18 protein-coding genes are annotated in these 23,097 nt (G+C 30.1%); 4 read left to right on the top strand and 14 right to left on the bottom strand.

Annotated elements, in window-relative coordinates; all coding sequences use genetic code 11:
• Positions 1–351: 351 nt before the first annotated feature.
• The 4 genes from radA to AXE85_RS02490 all read right to left on the bottom strand — a co-directional run bounded on the left by radA (position 352) and on the right by AXE85_RS02490 (position 5,318).
• Positions 352–1,734 carry a DNA repair protein RadA gene (gene radA / locus AXE85_RS02505; RefSeq protein ID WP_062172999.1) on the bottom strand — a complete coding sequence of 461 codons (1,383 nt, stop codon included), beginning with the start codon at positions 1,732–1,734 and terminating at the stop codon, positions 352–354.
• Positions 1,735–1,736: 2 nt separating this feature from the next.
• Positions 1,737–4,211 carry an ATP-dependent Clp protease ATP-binding subunit gene (locus AXE85_RS02500; RefSeq protein ID WP_062172998.1) on the bottom strand — a complete coding sequence of 825 codons (2,475 nt, stop codon included), beginning with the start codon at positions 4,209–4,211 and terminating at the stop codon, positions 1,737–1,739.
• A gap of 4 nt (positions 4,212–4,215) precedes the next feature.
• Positions 4,216–4,737 carry a CtsR family transcriptional regulator gene (locus tag AXE85_RS02495; RefSeq protein ID WP_062172997.1) on the bottom strand — a complete coding sequence of 174 codons (522 nt, stop codon included), beginning with the start codon at positions 4,735–4,737 and terminating at the stop codon, positions 4,216–4,218.
• Between the two features lie 167 nt (positions 4,738–4,904).
• On the bottom strand, positions 4,905–5,318 hold the full coding sequence (locus tag AXE85_RS02490) for a YjdF family protein (protein ID WP_062172996.1): 414 nt from the start codon (positions 5,316–5,318) through the stop codon (positions 4,905–4,907).
• 575 nt (positions 5,319–5,893) lie between these two features.
• Here AXE85_RS02490 and clpP point away from each other — a divergent pair.
• Positions 5,894–6,502, top strand: a complete 609-nt coding sequence (gene clpP / locus AXE85_RS02485; RefSeq protein ID WP_062172995.1) for an ATP-dependent Clp endopeptidase proteolytic subunit ClpP — start codon at positions 5,894–5,896, stop codon at positions 6,500–6,502.
• 186 nt (positions 6,503–6,688) lie between these two features.
• On the opposite strand, the gene rpsI is transcribed toward clpP, so the two are convergent.
• From rpsI to gltX, 3 genes are all read right to left on the bottom strand, one after another.
• The gene (gene rpsI / locus AXE85_RS02480; RefSeq protein WP_062172994.1) at positions 6,689–7,081 is read right to left on the bottom strand and encodes a 30S ribosomal protein S9; all 393 of its coding nucleotides are present in this window, start codon (positions 7,079–7,081) and stop codon (positions 6,689–6,691) included.
• A gap of 19 nt (positions 7,082–7,100) precedes the next feature.
• Positions 7,101–7,538, bottom strand: coding sequence for a 50S ribosomal protein L13 (gene rplM / locus AXE85_RS02475; protein ID WP_040461052.1), 438 nt, complete (start codon positions 7,536–7,538; stop codon positions 7,101–7,103).
• Positions 7,539–7,757: 219 nt separating this feature from the next.
• A complete protein-coding gene (gene gltX, locus AXE85_RS02470) occupies positions 7,758–9,218 on the bottom strand; it encodes a glutamate--tRNA ligase (RefSeq protein WP_062172993.1) in 1,461 nt (486 codons plus the stop codon).
• A 141-nt stretch (positions 9,219–9,359) separates the two neighbouring features.
• On the opposite strand from gltX, the gene cls reads away from it, so the two are divergent.
• Entirely contained in the window at positions 9,360–10,877 is a 1,518-nt protein-coding gene (gene cls / locus AXE85_RS02465) for a cardiolipin synthase (RefSeq protein ID WP_062172992.1), read from the top strand.
• Positions 10,878–10,940: 63 nt separating this feature from the next.
• A complete protein-coding gene (locus AXE85_RS02460) occupies positions 10,941–11,888 on the top strand; it encodes a foldase protein PrsA (protein ID WP_062172991.1) in 948 nt (315 codons plus the stop codon).
• Between the two features lie 223 nt (positions 11,889–12,111).
• On the opposite strand, the gene AXE85_RS02455 is transcribed toward AXE85_RS02460, so the two are convergent.
• The 7 genes from AXE85_RS02455 to AXE85_RS02425 form a co-directional block, all read right to left on the bottom strand.
• Positions 12,112–13,071 (bottom strand): Gfo/Idh/MocA family protein, encoded by a 960-nt coding sequence (locus AXE85_RS02455; RefSeq protein WP_062172990.1) that lies wholly within the window; start codon positions 13,069–13,071, stop codon positions 12,112–12,114.
• A gap of 103 nt (positions 13,072–13,174) precedes the next feature.
• Entirely contained in the window at positions 13,175–13,819 is a 645-nt protein-coding gene (locus tag AXE85_RS02450; RefSeq protein WP_062172989.1) for a VTT domain-containing protein, read from the bottom strand.
• A 72-nt stretch (positions 13,820–13,891) separates the two neighbouring features.
• Positions 13,892–15,166, bottom strand: a complete 1,275-nt coding sequence (rho, locus tag AXE85_RS02445; RefSeq protein ID WP_062172988.1) for a transcription termination factor Rho — start codon at positions 15,164–15,166, stop codon at positions 13,892–13,894.
• 134 nt (positions 15,167–15,300) lie between these two features.
• A complete protein-coding gene (locus tag AXE85_RS02440) occupies positions 15,301–16,188 on the bottom strand; it encodes a DMT family transporter (protein ID WP_062172987.1) in 888 nt (295 codons plus the stop codon).
• 10 nt (positions 16,189–16,198) lie between these two features.
• Positions 16,199–17,530: a hypothetical protein gene (locus tag AXE85_RS02435; protein ID WP_062172986.1), complete on the bottom strand. Its 1,332-nt coding sequence runs from the start codon at positions 17,528–17,530 to the stop codon at positions 16,199–16,201.
• A complete protein-coding gene (locus tag AXE85_RS02430) occupies positions 17,523–18,362 on the bottom strand; it encodes a 6-phosphogluconolactonase (protein WP_062172985.1) in 840 nt (279 codons plus the stop codon). The genes AXE85_RS02435 and AXE85_RS02430 overlap by 8 nt, the downstream gene beginning before the upstream one ends.
• A gap of 125 nt (positions 18,363–18,487) precedes the next feature.
• Positions 18,488–22,126, bottom strand: coding sequence for a UvrD-helicase domain-containing protein (locus AXE85_RS02425; RefSeq protein ID WP_062172984.1), 3,639 nt, complete (start codon positions 22,124–22,126; stop codon positions 18,488–18,490).
• A 111-nt stretch (positions 22,127–22,237) separates the two neighbouring features.
• Here AXE85_RS02425 and AXE85_RS02420 point away from each other — a divergent pair, with 111 nt between their 5' ends.
• Positions 22,238–23,068: a metallophosphoesterase gene (locus AXE85_RS02420; RefSeq protein ID WP_062172983.1), complete on the top strand. Its 831-nt coding sequence runs from the start codon at positions 22,238–22,240 to the stop codon at positions 23,066–23,068.
• Positions 23,069–23,097 lie beyond the last annotated feature (29 nt).

Here is a 23,097-nt window from a genome sequence, read left to right as displayed (position 1 = left end):
TTCTATTCTACTACATTCAGTTAAAAATTAATATAATTTTATTCAAAAAATTTTAAAATTTTTTCTAATTTTATACTTTTCACTGGAGCAACTCAAAAATCATGGTTTTATTAAAAATCGATTTTGTAAGATCTTCCCTGTGAAATTCACCGAAATTAGAAAATTTTTCAAGAATATTTCCAAATCAATGAACTGCTGCATTTGACTACCAATAGGTAAATTCTATTAAAATTTTTAACTTTTAGGTTGATCTCACAACAATTATATACTTTTTCTCTTAATAATTTATATGTTATGTAATATTATCTACATTTATTGCAAAATCGTAGGGCATTTTACCCTACGATTTTATTAAAATATATTTTTAAATGCTATGTCTAAACATTGTCTAATGTCTTTAACAGGAATTATTTCTATTTCTTTTGGGAATTCTGAGTTTTTGATATTGCTCGAAGGAATAATTACACGTTTAAAACCATGTTTTTTTGCTTCATTAATACGTTGTTCTATTCTGCTAACACGCCGTACTTCTCCAGTTAAACCAACCTCTCCTATAAAACAATCATTCATATCAACCGCAATATCTTTGAAACTGGAAGCAACCGCCATTATAACACCAAGATCTACTGCCGGATCATCTATTTTAACCCCACCGGACACCTTAACATAAACATCTTGCTGTTGCAATAAATACCCCGCTCGCTTTTCTAATACAGCCATTAATAATACCAGCTTATTATACTCCAATCCGGTTGATACACGTCGCGGATTATTAAATGCTGTCGGTGTTGTTAATGCCTGAATTTCCACCAAAAGAGGACGACTACCTTCCATTGTGCTAATAATCGTTGCGCCTGCTAAGTCCTTACTTCGTTCTTCTAAAAACATTCGCGATGGATTTTCTAAATCATGTAGCCCGCTTGACTTCATTTCAAAAATACCGATTTCATTCGTTGAACCGAATCGATTTTTAACAGCACGTAAAATACGATAACTATGCTGACTCTCACCTTCAAAATACAAGACGGTATCAACCATGTGTTCTAACATTCTAGGTCCTGCTATCGTACCTTCTTTTGTTACATGACCAACTATAAAAATTGCAATATTTAAACTCTTTGCCATTTTCATTAATTGCTGAGTACATTCCCTCACCTGTGTAATACTATCGGGAGAATTTTCCAAACTTGGATTATATATAGTTTGAATTGAATCAATAACTAAAAACTGAGGTTTTATTTTTTTAACTACCTGATAAATCAAATTAAGATCTGTTTGTGCATAAACATAAAGTTCATCCGTATTGTTTTTTAATCTATCCGCTCTAATTTTCACCTGTCTTACAGATTCTTCTCCTGTAACATAAAGTACATTATGTTCTTTTGCTAAATAGGCTGAAATTTGTAACAATAGCGTTGATTTACCTATGCCGGGATCTCCTCCCAGTAATACTAATGACCCTCCAACAACTCCTCCACCAAGCACTCTGTTTAATTCTCCGCTATCAGTCAGCGTTCTTGGAACGTCTTTAGTAGAAACCGTTTTTAGTTTTCCGGCTTCTACTCGTTGTACTTTTGTTTCTTCTGTACGATATTCAGTATGTTTACTCTTTACTTTTGATTCAACAACCTCTTCTAACGATCCCCACTTTGAACACTTCGGACATTTACCCAGATATTTTAAACTTTGATAACCACAGGCATTACATTCATATTTTACATTTATCTTTGCCATAATTACCCCTTAGTTTTCTTTATCATAAACTTATCATTTTTATAATCAATATTGATTACACCGGTTATATCCGGATTTTTCAACAATTCTTCACTTAATAAATCTTCTATATTTTTTTGAATACTACGTTTAAGAGGTCTCGCACCGTATTCTTTTATACTACCATCTTCAACAATTTTTGACATCGCTTTTTTTGTTAATTTAATTGTAATATTTTTATCGACTAAACGTTTCGATAAACCGGCTATTAATAGTTCAGATATTTGTTCCAACTCTTCTTTTTCAAGTGTTTTAAAAACAATAATATCATCAATACGATTTAAAAATTCAGGACGATATTGTTTTTTTAATGCTTCCATCATTGTATTCTGAACATTTTTATAATCATTTTTAATTGATTCACTGCCGCCAAAACCGACAAATTTTTGATCTTTTAGCTCGCTAACCCCTACATTTGATGTCATTATAATAATGGTGTTTTTGAAATCAACTGTTCTACCGGCAGCATCTGTCAAACGCCCATCATCAAGAACTTGCAGCAAAATATTAAAAATTGATGGATGTGCTTTTTCTATCTCATCAAACAACACTACTGAATACGGTTTTTGTCGTACTTTTTCTGATAGTTGACCTGCATCTTCATAACCAACATACCCCGGAGGTGCTCCTATTAAACGACTGATTGAATGTGATTCCATATATTCACTCATATCTATACGAATCATATTATCCTCTGAACTAAATAGTGCTTCCGATAAACTTTTTGCAAGTTCTGTTTTACCGACACCCGTAGGCCCAAGGAAAATAAAACTACCGATCGGTCGATTTTCTGCTTTAAAACCGCTTCTTGCACGGCGAACAGCTTTTGCTAAACTTGTAACGGCTTCATCTTGCCCAATAACTCTCTTATGTAGAATTTCTTCGAGTTTTAGTAATTTTTCACTTTCCGTTTCTGTTAATTTCGTTACCGGAACACCTGTCCAACCTGCTAATACCTCAGCGATATGATCTGCATTAATCTGAATTTTTTCTTTTGTTAAATTATCCTGCCATGAAATTTTGAATTGTTCAATTTTTTGAATAATTTTATTTACTTCATCACGTTTTTTTGCAGCTATTTCAAATTCTTGATTAATTACAGCTCTATCCTTTTCTTTATTTAAACGACTTAATTCTTCCTCATATTGTTTTAATTTTTCCGGTGATTTGTAAAAACGCAATTTAACTTTTGAACAAGCCTCATCAATTAAATCTATCGCTTTATCCGGCAAACAACGATCCGGAATATATGTTGAACTAAGTTTAACCGCCGTTTCTAATGCTTTATCTAATATTTCAACATTATGATGTTCTTCATATTTATGTTTTAAACCTTTTAGTATCATAATTGCATTTTCTATATCCGGTTCTTCAACTTTAATAGGTTGAAAACGGCGTTCTAATGCAGCATCTTTCTCAAAATATTTACGATATTCTTCTGTTGTTGTCGCTCCAATACATTGGATTATGCCACGCGATAGTGCCGGTTTTAAAATATTTGATGCATCCGCACTTCCTTCAGTACCACCTGCTCCGATAATAGTATGAATTTCATCAATAAAGAGGATAATATTCCCCGCTTCTTCAATTTCTGAAATAATATTTTTTAAACGTTCTTCAAATTCACCACGATACTTCGTACCAGCTAGCAAAGATCCCATATCCAAGACCATAACTCGTTTACCTAGTAGATTACTTGGTACATCTTGTGAAACAATTCGTTGCGCCAATCCTTCTACTATTGCAGTTTTACCGACACCCGGTTCTCCAATCAGTACCGGATTATTTTTTGTTCTCCTATTTAATATTTCAATCATACGTGTAATTTCTTTGTCACGTGCTAACACCGGATCAAGTTTGTTATCTAACGCATCTTTCGTTAAATCTTTAGCCAAACTATTTAATATTTTTGTTTTTTCAGAATTATCTTCTACTACATCCACTTTTTTAAAACCATCAAATAATTTTGAGAATAATCCTTGGCTTTGTTTAACTAATTCGAATAATTCTGTTATTAGAACATCGGTGTTTATATTAAGTTTATCGGTTAATAATCTAACTGCCGTACTATTTTGTTCATTTAACAATGATAACAATAAATGTTCGCTGGTTACGACAAAACTTGATGTATCATCAGCAAACTGTTGGCTTTTTTCTATCGTTCTTACCGCACCGTTTGTATAATCAATTTTCATCAAAACATTTCGATAAAAATCCGTTCCTTCAAGCTCATTTTCATAAAAATCTAATACATCTTTCCTAAAGTCATCATAATATACACCATATTTATTTAATGTTTTACAAGAAAGTGTATTACTTAAACTCAACATCGCCAATAATAAATGCTCAGTTCCTACAGCTTTAACACCAAAATCATTCGCTTCTTCTTTTGCTGTTGTCAAAACTATAAGGGCAGTTTCATTAAATCTTATATACATTGCATTACCCTCTCTTATTGTATTTTATATTTGTTAAAAATTTAATCGTTAAATTTCTTAATTGTGCTTTAGTGGCATATTGCATCTTTTGTGCAACCTCATCACTAGCTGCCAACTCAAGAAATTGATTATGAACATCAGTTACCGTTTCTACACTATTGATAAAATGATTATAGTCAAATTTGTCGATATATTCTTTATCTAATAAAATTTTTGTTATACGAATGGCTTCATCTATTTCTATTATATCAGTAGGTAAATTATCAATTAAATAGTCCAAGTAGTCTGTACCTGTGTGTAATGTGATTTTCGTAATACGAATAAAACCTCCACCTCCACGTTTACTTTCAATAATAAAACCATGCTCAGGTGTAAAGCGGGTCTTTATCACATAATTTAACTGTGAGGGAACACAGTCAAACTTTTGGGCTACATTACTTCTTTTTATTGTTATATAGTCTTCTGTAGATTTATTGAATAATTCTTTAATATATTGCTCAAGTATATCTGTCATATTATTATTCATAAGCCCACCTCCTTTATTGACTAAAATTGACCTTTAAATAAATTATACTATAAAAGTGTCTTAGTTGCAATTACAACGGATACTAAATAACATAATTGAAAATTAATGTATATATTATTTTACACTGACATTTGTAATATTATCTCAAAAAAATAAAAACATAGAAGCTACTTACCTCTATGCTTTCGTTTCCTTTTAAGCTTTTTTAGTTCAAATAAATATTTTTTACGCTCCTCTCTTTGTATTGAACAATTTTTCTTGCGTTCTTTTTTATATTCTTCAAATTGTAATTTCAGTGCTTGTTGTGATTTTGATGAAAATGTTTTATTACAAGATTTTTTTACAGCACGCTGTAATCTTTTAGGATTTTTTATTTTTACTTTTTTCTTGGTCGTTACGCTTGAACCAAAATTAAATTTGGTATAATGATTAATTATGTACTCATATACTTCTTTGTCATTCGGTTCTTTTCCAAAAGTCACCTTAACTGCTGAAAGTTTTCCATCTTCAACCCTTTCAAAAACACCAATCCAATAAGAATTACCAAAAAATATATTACACGAAATTGACAAACGGTTCATCAAACATCCTCCTTTAATTTTTATAAAAAAGAATGGACAACCAAGGAGGCAGGTTACTTACAGTGGATACTTGATTTCCAAATATTCTCTGCGGCTGGACTACCAACCAGCACTGTGTTTTTATCTTTTTTCTATATATTTATTATAACATCTAACTATTTTTCTTGTCAGCAAAAAAGAACATTTCCTAAGTTGAAAATGCTCTTAGCTTGTTTACTCCCTTGTTTCTATCCTTATTAAAGCATTGGGTTAATTCTATGACAATAACGTATAATATACAAATTAACCACATAGCATCATTTCTCTAAACTGAGTAATACTATTTCTCACGTTTTTATTATACCCCTTTTACTATTTTTCTGCAAGCGGAAACATTAAAAAATATTTATTATAATTAAAACAATGTATTATATTATTTTTATAAAAATATATATTAAAAATAATTGTAATAAAAATACAATAAATTTCACTTCTTTTCTGCTCTCAGATTTCCAAAATTATAACTATTTAAATTTGCACATTGACCAATTTTGATATATAATATCAAGTGAAATATAAATTTAGGAGGAAACACAATGAATCTAATTCCTACGGTAATAGAACAAACATCTCAAGGAGAAAGAGCGTACGATATTTACTCAAGATTATTAAAAGATAGAATTATTATTCTTGGTTCTGATGTAAATGACCAAGTTGCAAATTCAATTACAAGTCAGTTATTATTTTTAGAAGCACAAGACAGTGAAAAAGATATTTACTTTTACATTAATTCACCGGGTGGAAGTGTAACAGCAGGTTTTGCAATTTATGATACAATGCAACACATAAAATGTGATGTTGTAACTATTTGTATGGGTATGGCTGCAAGTATGGGAGCATTCTTACTGACAGCCGGAACAATCGGGAAACGTTACGCACTTCCAAACGCAGAAGTAATGATTCATCAACCACTTGGTGGAGCACAAGGACAAGCAACAGAAATAGAAATAGCGGCTAAACATATTTTGAGAACGCGTGGAAAACTAAACAAAATATTAGCCGATAGAACGGGTCAGACAATCAAAACAATCGAACGTGATACAGAACGTGATAACTATCTAACTGCAGAAGAGGCTTGTGAATACGGTTTAGTTGATAAAGTTATGTATCCGGAAAATAATAAACTGCAAAAAAAGAAAAAATAAAAAAAGCAACAACTAAAAAAACAACTAAAAAATCGGAAGAATAATTGACCTATTTTCTTTCTATTATATTTATAGTTTACTCTTTATCCATAGCTATATATTGGCTAAATAAACAAAATAATATATAAGTAAAAAACACCGAAGAAAAAACTTCGGTGTTTTGACGTTGGTGTATAAGACCAAATATTAACGTTTTGAAAATTGAGGAGCACGTCTCGCACCACGAAGACCGTATTTTTTACGTTCTTTCATACGAGGGTCACGAGTTAGTAATCCTGCCGGTTTTAAATCTTTACGATATTCCGGATTTACTTCTAATAATGCACGAGCAATACCATGACGGATTGCTTGGGCTTGTCCGGTGTAACCTCCACCTTTAACGTTAACTAAAACGTCATAATTTCCTGTAGTAGATGTAACTTCTAAAGGTTGCATTAAATCTAATACCAATGATTCTAATGGTAAGTATTCACGCATTTCTCTATTATTGATAACAACTTTCCCTGTACCAGGTACTAATCTTACACGTGCTACTGAGCTTTTACGGCGTCCTGTACCGCGATATTCTACTTGTGCCATTTAATTATTTCCTCCTATATTAACCACGTAATTCATATTTTTCCGGTTTTTGTGCTGCATGTGGGTGTTCTGCTCCACGATAAACATGAAGTTTCATACCTTGAGCTCTACCTAAAGTATTTTTTGGTAACATACCTTTAATAGATAACTCTAAAAGTTCTTCCGGATATTTTTCCACCATTAATCCGGCAGTTCTTTCTTTTAATCCACCCGGGTGCATTGTGTGACGACGATAAACTTTATCAGATAATTTTTTACCAGTCAACACAATTTTTTCAGCATTGATAATGATAACATTATCACCGGTATCGATATGTGGTGTATAAGTAGGTTTGTGTTTCCCTCTTAAAATTGAAGCTACTTCTGATGATAAACGACCTAAAGTTTGTCCTTCAGCATCGATTACATACCATTTTTTTTCTACAGTTGATGGCTTTGCCATATATGTTTGACGCATGTCTTGTTTTCCTCCTAGATGTTGTTTTAAATCTGTCATAACGACTAAGTTTTCCGGGGCTTACTCGTGAAGATATATAAACAATATCACTAGATATAATATCGTATTTAAAAGTAAATGTCAAGTTATTTTCTTTACTTTTGTTATATATTTTTTCCCCAATCAATGAGTAAGACAGGTATTGCAATTTCAACACTCACAACACTCTGTCTTCTTCTTTTATAATAATTCCAATGCCAATTTTACACGTGTTCCTACACGTTTTTTACCTAATAATTCTAAACTTGTATTTAACTCCGGACCATGCATTGAGCCGGTTGATGCGATTCGAATAGGCATAAATAAGTTTTTACCTTTCACTCCTGTATCTTTCTGAATTGATTTGATTAGAACTTTTATGTTATCTGCGGTAAAATCTTCAATTGAATCAAGTTTGTCCAAGAAATCTTCAAATACTACTTTTGTAGTTTCTTGTTTTAATATTTCCAATTCTTCTTTATCAAATTTAATATCTTGAGTAAAAAATTGTTTTGTTAATCTTATTATTTCCGCTCCGTAACTCATCTGTGGTTGATATAGCGAAATAAGCTTCTCAAACCATGCCTTATTGGTAATTACTTCTTCTTCGGTAGCCACCCCTTCTTTAACAAAAAATGGTAACGCCAAATTTACTATTCTTTCAAGAGGTTGTGCTTTGATGTATTGATTGTTTATCCATGTTAATTTATTGTTATCAAAAAATGCCGGTGACTTACTTAAACGTTTTTCATCAAAAATTTTTACAAACTCTTCTTTTGTGAAGATTTCTTCTTCTCCTTCCGGTGACCAACCTAACAGTGTAATAAAATTAAACAATGCTTCCGGTAAATATCCTAAATCGTCATATTGTTCAATAAATTGAATAATAGTTTCGTCACGTTTTGATAATTTTTTCTTGTTTTCATTAACAATTAAAGTCATATGCCCAAAACGTGGCGCTTCAAACCCTAATGCCTCGTAAACTACCAATTGTTTTGGAGTATTTGATACATGGTCATCACCACGTAATACATGTGATATTTCCATTAAATGATCATCAACGGCAACGGCAAAATTATATGTTGCTACTCCATCATTTTTTACAATAACAAAATCACCAAAATCTTTCCCTTCAAACGATAATTCACCTTTTACCATATCGTCGAAACTATATACTCTATCTTGAGGAACTCGAATACGAATAGATGGTTTTCTTCCTTCTCTTTCAAATGCTTCTTGTTCTTCTTTAGTTAAATGGGCATGTTTTCCGCTGTAACGTGGCGGCAAACCGTTTGCAATTTGCTCTTCACGTTCTCTTTCTAATTCTTCAGCAGTCATGTAACATTTATACGCTTTATCTTCTTCTAAAAGTTGATTTGCATATTTTTGATAAATTTCAATACGTTCTGATTGACGATATGGGCCGAATTCTTTTTCCTTTCCAATACCTTCATCATAATCAAGACCCAGCCAATTCATATATTTGAGTTGACTACGCTCTCCTTCTTCTTTATTACGTTTAAAATCCGTATCTTCTATTCTTAAAACGAAGTCCCCTCCGTAATGTTTAGCAAATAAATAATTAAATAATGCTGTTCGTGCATTTCCAATATGAAGATTTCCTGTTGGAGATGGTGCATATCGTACTCTTACTTTTTTCATAGTTATCTCCTTTCGCTTTTTTCTAAAATTATAACACTAAATATTATATCATAGGTAACTACTTCTTTTCAATGCGAAAAAAATATTATTAATAGACTTTTTCCACATTTTAAGTTAATATTTAACTAGGAGTGTTATATTATGAATTATACAAACTTTAATATATTAAATATAAATTTATCATATGTAATAGATTTAATTGCAACATTTTTTAATAATATTAATTTTGATTTACTCTTAACATTGTTTTTAATTATTAATACAATACTCGCATTTTCTATTGTTTTTTTGGAATATCAAACAGCATCTTCATCATGGGCTTGGATTTTGGTATTATTTTTAATTCCTTATCTAGGGTTTATTTTATATTTGATATTTGGACGTCCCATATATCGAGAAAAAATTTTCCCTTTCTCAGATGAAGAAAAAATTTCATATCAAGAACGACTGTTGAATAGAACAACACCATATGAAATTACAAAAGATGAACAACTTATACATAAATATAGAAATTTAATTGAATTGAATTATGAAACAGATAAGGCATTTTTATCAAAAAATAATAAAATTAAAATTATAACCGACGGTAAAGAAAAATTTGATTTACTATTTGAAGATATAAAAAACGCTAAAAATTATATCCATATCCAATACTATATTTTAAAAAAAGATGGTATAGGTAAACAACTTTTTAAACTTCTTGAACAAAAACTAAAAGAAGGAGTTGCCGTTTATATTTTGTATGATGACATCGGTTCTAGAAAACTCAGCATATCATCTTTGAGAAATTTAACTAAAAATAATGCTAAAATAAAAAGTTTTTTTAAATCAAAATTACCGATAATAAACTTTCGTATGAATTATAGAAATCATAGAAAGATTGTTGTTATCGATGGTGAAATTGGTTATACCGGTGGTTTTAACGTTGGCGATGAATATTTAGGGCTGGATAAAAAGTTTGGTTATTGGCGTGATACACATCTTCGTATAGAAGGCGAAGCTGTAGGATCTTTAGAATATCGTTTTATTGATGATTGGAACTCTCAATCATCTAAAAAAGCCGAACAATTAAGTCTAAGACCTGACTTTATAGCTACTCATGTAAATAATTATACACCTATACAAATAGTATCAAGCGGACCAGATAGTAAACTTGAAAAAATAAAATATGGTTATCTCCAAATGATTTCACGTGCTAAAAAGTATATTTATATACAGTCACCATACTTCATTCCTGATGAAAGTGTTATGAACGCATTAAAAATGGCTATCCTTTCCGGTATAGATGTAAGAATAATGGTTCCAAATAAGCCCGATCACATTTTTGTATATTGGGCTACCTATTCTTATATTGGAGAATTAGCATCTTTCGGAGCAAAAACTTATATCTATGATAACGGTTTTATCCACACAAAAATGATTATAATAGATAATGAAGTTGCCAGTATCGGTAGCGCCAACTTTGACTATCGTAGTTTTAAATTGAACTTTGAAATGAATGCCTTTATTTATGATTATCAAACTACAAATACATTCAGAAAAATATTTTTACAAGATATTGATAAATCTATTTTGGTTTCATATTCAAAATACCAAGAACGTAGTATTATTATTAAAATTAAAGAAGCATTTGCAAGATTAATATCACCTATTCTTTAGTTGTTTTTAAATAAAAGATATGTTATATTTGTAAATAGTTATTAACTTATGGAGGAAATTTTAATGACAAAATTAAAAAAAGCTATTTTACCTGTAGCTCTTAGTATCTCTGTTATTGGTTTAGCAGGTTGTTCTTCTGGCGGAACAAAATACATCTCTAGTAAAGCCGGGGATGTTACAGAAAAAGATATAGTAGAAAGCATTGGTTCCAGCCAATTATCTAAAACGGCAACAAGCATGATGATTCAAAAAGTTCTTTTAGATAAATATAAAGGAAAAATTGATGACAAAGCCATTGATGAAAAACTAAAAAAAGCTGAAGAGCAATACGGTGGAAAAGAAAAATTTGAACAATTATTAAAACAACAAGGTTTCACCCTTGATAAATATAAAGACGGCCTTAAGGTTAAAGCTGCTCAAACACTTATGATTAACGAATACAACGGTGTTGACGATGAAACAATAAAACAAAGTTACGAAAAAAATAAACATCAATATCACCTTGCACACATCTTAATAAGTGTTAAAAGTGAATCAAACCCTAATGGACTGAGCGATGAAGACGCTAAGAAAAAAGCTGAAGAAATTCTGAAAAAAGTTAATGACGGAGAAGATTTCGCTAAACTTGCTAAAGAAAACTCTAAAGACACAGCTAATGCCTCTAATGGCGGCGATTTAGGTTGGTCTTCTAAAGAAGATAACTCTTTCGTTAAAGAATTTAAAGAAGCTGCTTATGCTCTTGAAAAAGGAAAAACTTCAGATGTAGTTAAAACTTCATTCGGGTATCACATAATCAAATTATTAGATACAAAAGATTCTACTTTTGAAGAATTAAAACCATCACTTGAAGAAAAATTAGCAGAAGAAGCTGTAAAAAGCGATCCAACAGTAGTAAGTAAAGCACTTAAAAATATTTTCGAAGAATATAATGTAAAATCTAGCAACAGCGATGTTGAATCTTACATTAAATCTATGTTAGAAGGAAACACTTCAGGACAATCAGGTCAATAATTTAAAAATCCCAGCTAATTAAAACTGAAATACCCTAAAGAGTTAGACAACCAAAAAATCTAACTTTTTAGGGTATTTCAAATTTTAATTGTTTTTTATTTGTAATATGAATGCAATTTTTTTACAAACGTTATAGTTGAATTATCAATCAATACAGCATCTATCCAATGTTTTTTATACATGTGATAAATCGGAGATGTTTTAAAAGAAATTTTTTATATTTTTATCCGATTGATTTTTTGGCTTTATCCAACACCTTCATTACCGACAAACTATGTCTTTTTTGTTTATTAACAAATGCAAAATCTCTTTGCGTTATTACCTGTGAAATTTTCTTAAATTCAGCATACATTCTGTGGTTATGACTGTTATCATTAATATTATCCTTAACTATATCCTTAGTTTTTAAGCTATAGTTTGACACTTCGTTAGTTGAACCTGTTACCTGTACTAAACCTTTATCCCCTTGAATATTAACATAACTATTATTAAAGGTATCTTTTGCTGCTATACATACCGCTTTAAATTTTTCATAAATTAAAACTAAAACTCCCGAAGTATCTATATCATTAATAATGTTAGGAAAATAATTTACGGTTTGAGGTTCTCCAAAAATCCCGACAATAAAATGAATATTATAAATATTCAAATCATTAAGAACACCGCCACCGTGTTCTTCGCTGAATACAGGTGCTATTTTCCCTTCTTTAAAATCCTTATAACGAGATGACAGCTGAGAAAAATTACATTCAATCAGTCTTACTTCTCCTATTTCTTTTACAGCTTTTTTTATCTCATAATAATTTTTTAAATATTGGTTTGTTATAGCTTCTATCAAAATTAAATTTCTACTTTCAGCTAATTCAAATAACTCTCTTGCTTCTTCATAATACAATGTAAAAGGCTTTTCACAAATAACATTTTTATTTGCCAATAAAGCTTTTTTCACAACACTATAATGAATATTATTTGGTATAGCTACATAAACAGTATCAATATCTTTATCAGTCAAAAATTCATCTATATTTGTATATATTTTTTTTATTTTATATTCTTTACTAAGTTTTTCCAGATTTTCTCTATTTCGTGCTACTATTGCTTCTAATTCTATTTCCGGTAACTCATCTGCTATGCTAAGAAAATCCTTTACTATCATTCCAGATCCAATAATTCCTAATTTCATACTAATCTCCTTTGTCGTCTTTCATAATCTCATTATATACTATATTTAAAAGAAAATCACAAAAACTTCATTAAAACCGTAGCGATTCTAACGAAGTTTTTTTCTATGCTTTTTTACGTGATTTTAATGTTCCAATTATTAGCGGTACTAAACTAATCAAAATTATTCCAATTACCACTAATGAAAAATTTTTCTTTACAATTTCAAAGTTCCCAAAGAAATAACCTACCGAAACAAACAGCAGACACCAGCAAGTTCCACCCAGAAAATCTATTGTTCTGAATTTGCTATATTTCATTTTACCGGCACCTACTATAAAAGGAACTATAGTTCGAATTATAGGAAAAAATCTTGCCAGAAAAATTGATTTCCCACCATGTTTTTCAACAAATTTTTCGGCATCTTTTATGTTCTCATCTGAAACAAATTTTTTAAACCATGACCTGCTCTTCAAATATTCAGAGAAATTTCTTCCAATAAAATAATTACAATTATCTCCTATTACCGCTGCGCTAATACATAGCATAAGCAATAAAAAAATATTATTTCCGGTAGCCGCCCACAAAGCACCGCTAGCAAAAAGTAGCGAATCCCCCGGTAAAAACGGCATAAATACCACACCGGTTTCTATAAATATTACTAAAAATATAATTCCATATAACCACCATGGACCATGTTGATTCATAAGCTCACCTAAATGTTTATCTATATGTAGCACAAAATCAATTAAAAATTTTATCGTGTTCACTCATAACCTCCTAAAACAATTATAAAATAGATTATAACATAGCTTAGCATAACTGTCTAATATTAATATAAGCTATTCACGAATAAACTTCTTCATCTCTGCTACATAATCTTTGTTTGAGTTATATTTTCTAAGATGATTTAAAACACCAATTGTCGGTTCACTGACGTCTTCCAATTTTCGTCGTGTTTGCCATAAAATTTTCACTTCATCTTCTGTTAATAACAACTCCTCTTTTCTGGTTGAACTTTTAGCAAAATCTATCGCAGGGTACACCCTTCTTAATGCCAGTTCAGGCGATAAAACTATTTCCATATTACCCGTTCCCTTAAATTCTTCAAAAATCATATCATCCATTCGAGAACCGGTATTTATCAATGCTGTTGCAATAATTGTAAGACTTCCACCGCCTTCAACATTACGTGCCGCTCCAAAAAAAGCCTTTGGCTTATGAAGACTTGACGGATCAATCCCTCCGGTTAACACTTTACCGCTACTAGGTTCAACTATATTATAAGCACGTGCTAAGCGTGTAATACTATCCATTAAAATAATAACATCTTGTCCCAACTCTACTCGACGTTTTGCATGCTCTATTACAAGCTCTGCCACTTTCACATGATTTTCCGATGTTTCATCAAAAGTCGAGCTAACTACATCTGCACCTTTTACTGAACGTTCCATATCGGTAACTTCCTCCGGTCTTTCATCAATCAACAAAATAATTAATTTTTTATCTGGATAATTTTTTCTAATTGCATTGGCAATATCTTTTAACAAAGTAGTTTTCCCCGCTTTAGGCGGCGCTACTATTAAACCACGTTGTCCAAGACCGATAGGTGCTACCAAATCAATAAATCTGGTTGATAATTTTTCTTTTGTAGTTTCCAAAACTAATTTACTGTCCGGATAAATAGGGGTTAACGCCTGAAAATGCGGGCGTGATTTTATTTCTTCAGCATTAACGCCATTAATAACATCTACTTGAAGTAACCCATAATATTTATCATTTTCTCTGGGAGGGCGAACTTTTCCGGTTACTTCATCACCCTTTTTAAGCTCAAAACGTCTTATTTGTGATGCCGAAACATAAATATCAGCTTCTCCTTTATTATAATTAACCGTCCTTAAAAAACCAAAGCCGTTGTCCGGGTGAATATCATCTAAAATACCGGTCATATAATAATTATTATCTTTTTCCATTTCCTTTTCTAAAATTGCAAGAACTAATTCCTTTTTATTAAGGGTAGAGTAACGAATAACTCCTAGTTTTTTTGCAAGAAGCGTCAGTTCCTTTGTCGTTTTACTTTTATACATATCGTCAAAAGTTTGATAATTATTATTCATTTGTTAAAATCTCTTTTCTCTTTTATAATTATTGTTAAAATACACTTATTTACCCCTTAATGTGATAATGAGAATATCAGACCTTACTAATACTCTCACCCTATTGTATATTCATTTTTCTTATTAAGCAAGTATTATCTTTTGCTTAAAACCACAACGGCAGATAGTATAAAGGCTGCTCCCAGCAAGTCTAAACTACTGAATGTTGTTCCAAGTAATAAAAACGAAAAAATTATCGCCGCTATCGGTTCAAAACAACCTATTATGCTACCGGTAACCGCTCCAATTAATTTAATTCCCTCTAAATACATGGTAAATGAAGCGATAGTTCCTATTAAGACAATTCCGGTTATACATAAAAAGTCAATTAAACTAAATCCTGCCGGTATATAATAACTTCCTGTCGCAAAATAAACAATCGTTCCCGCTATAAAAAGTCCCCATGCAGTTATGATTGTTGCACCATATTTTGTGGTAAGTCTTATTGAAGAAATATTGTAACTGGCAAGCCCAACCGCCGAGAAAATTCCCCAAAACAAACCGATTGCCGAAATAGATAATGTATTAAAGTCTAAATGAGTAGCCATCAAAACAACACCAAACAATGAAGTTATCATAGCTACAGCTTCCCTGATCATCGGCAAACGTTTATTTAAAACACAATAAAATGCCATTATCATAACCGGACCTGTAAATTGAAGAACTGTTGCCATTCCGGCATTGGTATATTTTATTGCTAGAAAATATGTTCCCTGACAAATAAGTAAACCGAAAAACGAAAAATTTATTAACCTTAAAACATCTTTTTTATCTTTAAACACTCTAAGTGTCACCTTTTTATTTTTTATTAATACTACAGCTAATAAAATTAATCCCGCATAGAATAAACGTGTAGCTATTACCCAAACAGAGTCTATTTTAGAAATATTAAGAAGATATTCTCCTAAAACCCCGGATAATCCCCAACATGTTGCTCCTGATATAGTAAGTAAAGTACCCTTTTGCATTGTACTTAATTTCATAACTTCCTCCTTAGTGATTAAATAATTTTAATCTTGAACTTACTATCGAATTTGTTCTTTCTATAACCTCATCATAACTGTCATCTTTTGATAATAAAATACTGGTAAATAAAGTTATCATATTTTCTAATGCAATCATGGTATTCCCGCAAGTATAAAACCTTGCATCTAAATTTGCATTAATATAACCGAAAGGCGAATACCAAAAACCATATCCTGTAGGACAATTTTCTTTTAAAAACTCTTCAGCAGCTACTTCGGGATAACCTTTTAATAGAGGAATCGGGTATAAAACACTAAGTGCCTTTATCGCCTTTTGTTTACTTATTATTCTTGTTTTTAGTACAGCATAAACATCTAACTTTTTACCCATTAACATCTTGTCATCCGAAACTTCAAAATCTTTCTCAAACTTAGCTTTAAACTCTTCTTTGTATCTGATAAATATATCCTTTTCATCAAACATAACAACACTTTTATCAGAAAAAAGATTTTCCTGTTTTAAATACAAGTACGCTTTTAATTCTTCATCATCAACATCTAACGATACCAAAGGATTGGTCGTTACAAAGAGGCTTTTTTTCATCTCAAATGCAATAAAATATCTCTTTTTATTAAGCAAATATTTTGTTATAGCAGCAAGTGAAGTTCTATTTTCTAATAATATCTGATTTTTTCTTGGTAATACTAATCTTTTAAGCTCACCTTGTTCTATTTTTAATAACGCTTTTCTTATATTTTCTTGCCAAACTTCCGGATAAATATCTCTTACTACAGATATTTTAGGTTCATTAAGTAATGGTTCTTCTTGAAAAACCAATTTTTCTAAAAATTCCGTTCTTTTTCGCCATAACTCCAGAAAGTCAACACCATCTTCCATATCAAAAAATAAGGTGAAATATACGAAGTCCCCTTTAAAAACAGCCAAAATTTCCGGTACTACAAAAGAAGTATCACTAAAATCTACCCACTCCTGCGTACTTTTATTACTACCGTCAGAAACACCGCCATATAAACCGAAATATTCCTCATCATGTTCATGAATATCAATAAAAGTTACCTGTGTTTTTAATTCTTCAAAACCCGATAAAATATTTTTATTATCAAAACTGGACAAAAAATCATTTGAATCTAATAACCAAGTTTTTTCATAACCTATTCCTATTTTAGAACTTCTGCTATCAGGTGTTTTTATTATAAATCTCTCCCCACGTTTGTGTGAAAATAAACTTATAAAGTCCCATTCACTAAAAGTTTTTTTCATTTTAAATTTTACTACTAACTTATTATCAAGAACTACATCATTGAAATCATAATTTATAATTCTCTGGTAATCATTCATTATATTCTCCATCACTCTGTATTTTCTCTATAATTTTCGCTTCTTTTTCTTCTTCACGACGTTGTTTAGCTAAAAGCTGTTTTTGTCGCTGTTTTATTAATCTATTTACTTCTTCTTCCGATTTATAACTTGCTTCTTTATCCGTAAAAATAAAAACATTATCATGCTCGTTTAAAAGTGATAAAATAGTTTCTTGTTCGTCATGATCATTTTCAAACAACTCCACCATATACTCTCTTTTATCAGCTCCTAAAACAACTATAAATAAACTTCTTGCTGATAGTAAATTTTCATATCCGATACTTATTAGTTTATTTCCTCGAAGTTGAATTCCGGACTTTTGTAACTGCGTTTTATCTTCCTTAGAAAACTCCAACAAATGAACTCGTTTATTTTCTTCGTTCATATATTTATAATCCAGTATCGTTCCTTCCGCACCTAAAAATACTATTGCTACATCAGCAATATTTTCTGCCAATATCTCTTCATATTTAGCAATATCATCTTCACTATTTTCACTATCCAAACATTTTGGATAATAAATATTCTTAGCATCCAAATCTAATTTTGTTATTAATTCTTTTCTAAGATAACGATATAATCCAAAATCTTCTTCTATATCTATATCTGCAAACTCTCTTTGTCCCACAAGAGTTATATGTTTATAGCGATACTTTCCGGCATTATAATCATCCACCATTCTATTCATAAATTGCGTGCCGATTATTTGTTCCGGCAACGACACAACAGCACCATCTTCTAAACATTTTTCAAATTCATCATACATTCTATTAAGCACCGCCGTCTGACTGTTACAAACTATATATTTCACTATTTCACCTCCAAATAAAGTCCGGTTATTTTTAATAACTATTATATCATATTTAGACTATAGTAACAATGAGAAGAAATTTACAGATTTTATCAAAAATTCACAAAATGTAACTCACCTGATTTCTACACTTCTATTAATTTTGATAAAGTGTAAGAATAGATGTAAGTCTTCACCTCAGTGCAATTATAATATTTTTTTACCGCTTCTTTATATATTTTCAACTGTTCACCATGACGTTTTTCTAAAATACTTTCACCGTTTTTCTTTGAAACATTATCAGTTTTATAATCTATTATTAAATATTGCCCATCTATATTAATTAACAAATCGACAACACCTTGAAGTATTACCTCAATATTGCTTTCACTTTCATTATAAAGCTCTTTTGCTTTTTTTAATGTTGTAAAAGACAATTCAGTTTCACAAGTATCTGCATCTTTTACAAAACTGATCACTTCACTTTCTAAAAACATTTTTACTTTAGTTAAATCATCTTCGTTATTTATTAGATTATACTCTTCTTTTGTCAATAAAGTTTTATTTTTTATATTATAGATAATATTATCCGTTCTAACTAAATTTTCTACATACGATTGAACATCAATTATTTCCTCTTTCTCAAAGACGCTTTGTACTATTCTTTCAAACAATTTATGAATAATATTACCCCGTTGTAAAGCTTTTGTAGCGGTAGTTATTTTATTTAGGTTAGATAATTCCAAGTAATTGATTTCTTTATTATCTTTTTTTATTATCTCATCTTTATCCTTATTAATTTTCTTCATAGCACTATATGAAGTTTTCGCCGGAAATATTTTGTTAGTCTTTTGTTTAATTAATTTATCTTTATTTTCGACTTCCAATTCTTTATAAATTTCAACAAAATTAACTTCTCTCTCATTTTCAACGGAAAATACTTTCTTATTTTGATTAGGTTCATAATATTCAAACTCCGCCGTTAATTCATTTTCTGCACGATCTTCGTTATTATAATTACTCAAGACAACGCTTAATATTTCTTCAAAATTTACTGCTTCAAAAACGCTACCGGTTACACTTATTTGTTTTTTTTCTTCGTCATTTAGCATAATACCGTTTGGACTTACCAAATACAAACCTTTCTCCGCTCTTGTTAACGCTACATAAAGATTTCTTATTTCTTCCTCACGTTCTCTTAATTTTATTAACTGTGCATTTAATTTATACAACTTAACAGGAAAAACGCTCTGATATTCATAATTATGCTTGGTTGCTATATTTTCCACATCAACACTAAACCCAAATTCAGAAGTGAATAATACTTCGCCGCTAAAACCTTGATTGTTAAAATCGGTATCTAAATCAGCGATAAAAACATACTTATACTCCAATCCCTTAGAAATATGGATAGTAGATAACGTTACGCTATTATTTGAAACTCTCTTCTTAGTTTCAAACTTCTCTTGTTCTCTTATATTTTCCAAATACACAATAAAATCACTCAAATTATTATTTACATTTTCATATTCATAAACGACATCTAAAAAATTCTCATAGTAATCAACTTCCTCATCATTTATATCAACTGTTCTCAAATAATTAATAAAATCTGTATCGATGACTATTTTTTCTAAGATAGTTCTTATTGAATTATTAAGGCTGTAATTCAGCCATGAATTTAAAATGTTTATAGTATGTCTATCTTTTACCTCATCACTAATTTTTAATTTTTTATAAAAAGTTTTTTCATTATTTAATGATAATTTCAATAACTCATCATTGGTATAAGAAAAAAGTTCGCTACGAAGTATAGCCACAAGGCTGCTATCTCTATTAGTATTATCTAAAAATTTAAAAATATTATAAAGAATATTAAATGTGTTTGATGAAGTAAATCCATCTTTCTCTTTAAAAAACAGCGGAATATTATAACTTGAAAAAATTTCTTTAAAACTTGCCATTTTTGTACTATTTCTTACTAAAATAGCATAATCACTATAATTATTACCTTGTTCTACACCGTTTAATATTTCAAAAGCGATATTTTTTATCGATTGTTCTCTATATCCTTTTTTATTTTCAATTTCCTGACCGCTAAAATAATCGATTTTACCATTTATTATCTTTGTCGGTATTGTTAATTTCGTCTTTTCTTTAACAGCCGGATAGTAAAGAGCATTTTCTTTATCATAACTAATTCCGGCGTTAAAATTCTTCATAAGTCGATTAAAAATATAGTTACAGCTACTTAAAACATTTACTTCACTGCGGAAATTTTCTTTCAACATTACACAAATTCCGGTTTTGGTTGTTTTCAAATGATATTCTTTTTCCATGCTGTAGTCTTCTATATTCAACTTTTCATAACTATTATATTTTTCTTCAAAAAGATCCGGATTTGAACCTCTAAACCCATAAATCGCCTGTTTTACATCACCTACTCTAAAAAAATAGACATTCTCCCCACGAATAATGTTTAGAATATACTCCTGAAGATTATTATTATCTTGATATTCATCTACATAAATTTCTAAAAAATATTTTTGATAATATTTAGCAGCAGCCGTTAATATCATTTTTCCATTTTCTTTTTTAGTCAAAGCTTTTATTGCTAAATGATTTAAGTCGGAAAAATCTAAAAAATTACTTTTTCTCTTCGTTTTTACAAACTCGAAATGAATTGTTCTAAGTATTTTTTGATAAGAACAGGCAAAATCTTTTATACTTCTTAAAATATTAAATTTTTCGGAATAACTTTTTAATTCTAAAAAAGTTGTTTCAAGCAACTGAGCATTAATTTGTTTTGTATCCTGCATTAGAAAAATATTTTCATCTAAAATATTAACTATTTTCTTTAGTTTAGTCTTATTTTCTATTCTACTACCAAAAATCGTTTCTTGTTCTATATCTCCACTAAAAAAATTGAATATTTTTTCTTTTTTTACATTATTCAAATCGACAGAAATAACAATGTCTTCTATTCTTCTAATATTTTTATCATTTTCTATAAAACTTTCTAAATATTTTGTAAATTGCCTTGCCGTTTGCAACGAATTATTCGTTGTTAAATCTGTTAACAAATTAAATTCAGACAAGACACTTTCATCAAAATTTTTAACCGTTGAATTTATATTAATCAAAAACTCTTTTTCCAAATAATTTTCAAAGTTAGGAATTGTGAGCAATTTATAATAAGTATCTTGTAAACTAGCTACAATATCCTTTTTTCCATTAAACACTGTAAATAAAATATCTGTTAATTTTGGAGAAATTTCCACAGTATTTTCTAAAACTGTATTTATTACTTGAGTTAACAAGGTCTTACTATTTGGCAGTACATTAAAGTTTGGTGATAAATAAATCATTTCCCCGTCAATATTTTCTTCAACAAGATAATAAAATTTTCTCAATACACTCAAGCAAAAACTATCTATCGTAGTTATCAAAGCATCATTCATCAACATTCTCTGCTTTCTTAAAAAGTGCAAAGCCTCTTCGTTATCAAAACTCAACAATCTATCTGCTATTTTATTTTCTATTCTTACTTTCATATTTTTTGCCGCCGCCGTTGTAAAAGTAAGTACTAAAATTTTATCAATATCCCATCTATCTATTGCCACTTTCCTTGAAATTCTCTCTGATAAAACTTCCGTTTTCCCACTTCCTGCTGCCGCAGCTACTAATATATCAGCACCGTCTATCCCTATAGCTTGCCATTGTGCCGGCGTTGGCGGATATTTTTTATTTAACGTAAATTTATCTATTTTATCAATCTTAATCATTATCTAAATCCTCAAAATCTAATTAATCATCTTTTATTTTATCATAAAGTTCCCATATGTTATAATATTTGTAATAAATATATTGAAAACAGTATAATAAAGGGGACATACATGAATTATAAAAAATTAGCATTGGCACTATCTATTGTGAGTGCCGCTTCTTTAATTAAACAAAATAAAAAATTAAAACTAAGTCATTTTAACTTGCCGTTTAAAAATCTTCCGAAAAATTTTCATAATTTTAAAATCGCTCACATTAGTGACATTCACTCCGCTAAAATTGGCATTAGTGATTTAATTTTTATAAAAAAATTAAAAAATGAACATCCCGATATTATAGTTATTACCGGAGATATGCTTGATAGTTACAAAAATGACATGGACTGTGTTTACAATATTCTCAGCCAAATATCTGAGATTGCACCGACTTATTTTGTTTCCGGTAATCATGAATTACGACTTCCTGATGAATATGAAAAACTTAAAACTATTTTAGCTAAACTTGGAATTGTCAATTTAAACAATTCTAATGTTTTTCTTACTAAAGAAAATGAAAACATAAATTTGGCAGGTGTTGAAGATTACAACTTTTTTAAAAAATCTTTAGACCATAGAAACTCTTTTAATACTAAGTTAAATAACTTACACTCTAATGATAAATTTAATATCCTTCTATCGCATCGCCCGGAAAAAATTAAAAATTACGTCCTCACAGGCTTCAACTTAGTTCTTTCCGGTCATGCACATGGCGGACAATGGCAAATTCCTTTTATCGGCGGAGTATTTTCCCCAAGTCAAGGATTTTTCCCAAAATATTCAAAAGGAATATATAAAGAAAATAATACAACTCTGGTTGTTTCTTGTGGTTTAGGTAACAGTTCATTTCCACTTAGAATAAACAATCAAATAGAATTGGTAATAATCACACTAAAAAAATTTTAAGGTAAACCTTGTAAAAACATCGACCCGGA

It is taken from the genome of Gemella sp. oral taxon 928 (genome assembly GCF_001553915.1).
Taxonomy (GTDB): Bacteria; Bacillota; Bacilli; order Staphylococcales; family Gemellaceae; genus Gemella; species Gemella massiliensis.
This window is presented reverse-complemented; position numbering and strand designations above follow the sequence as displayed.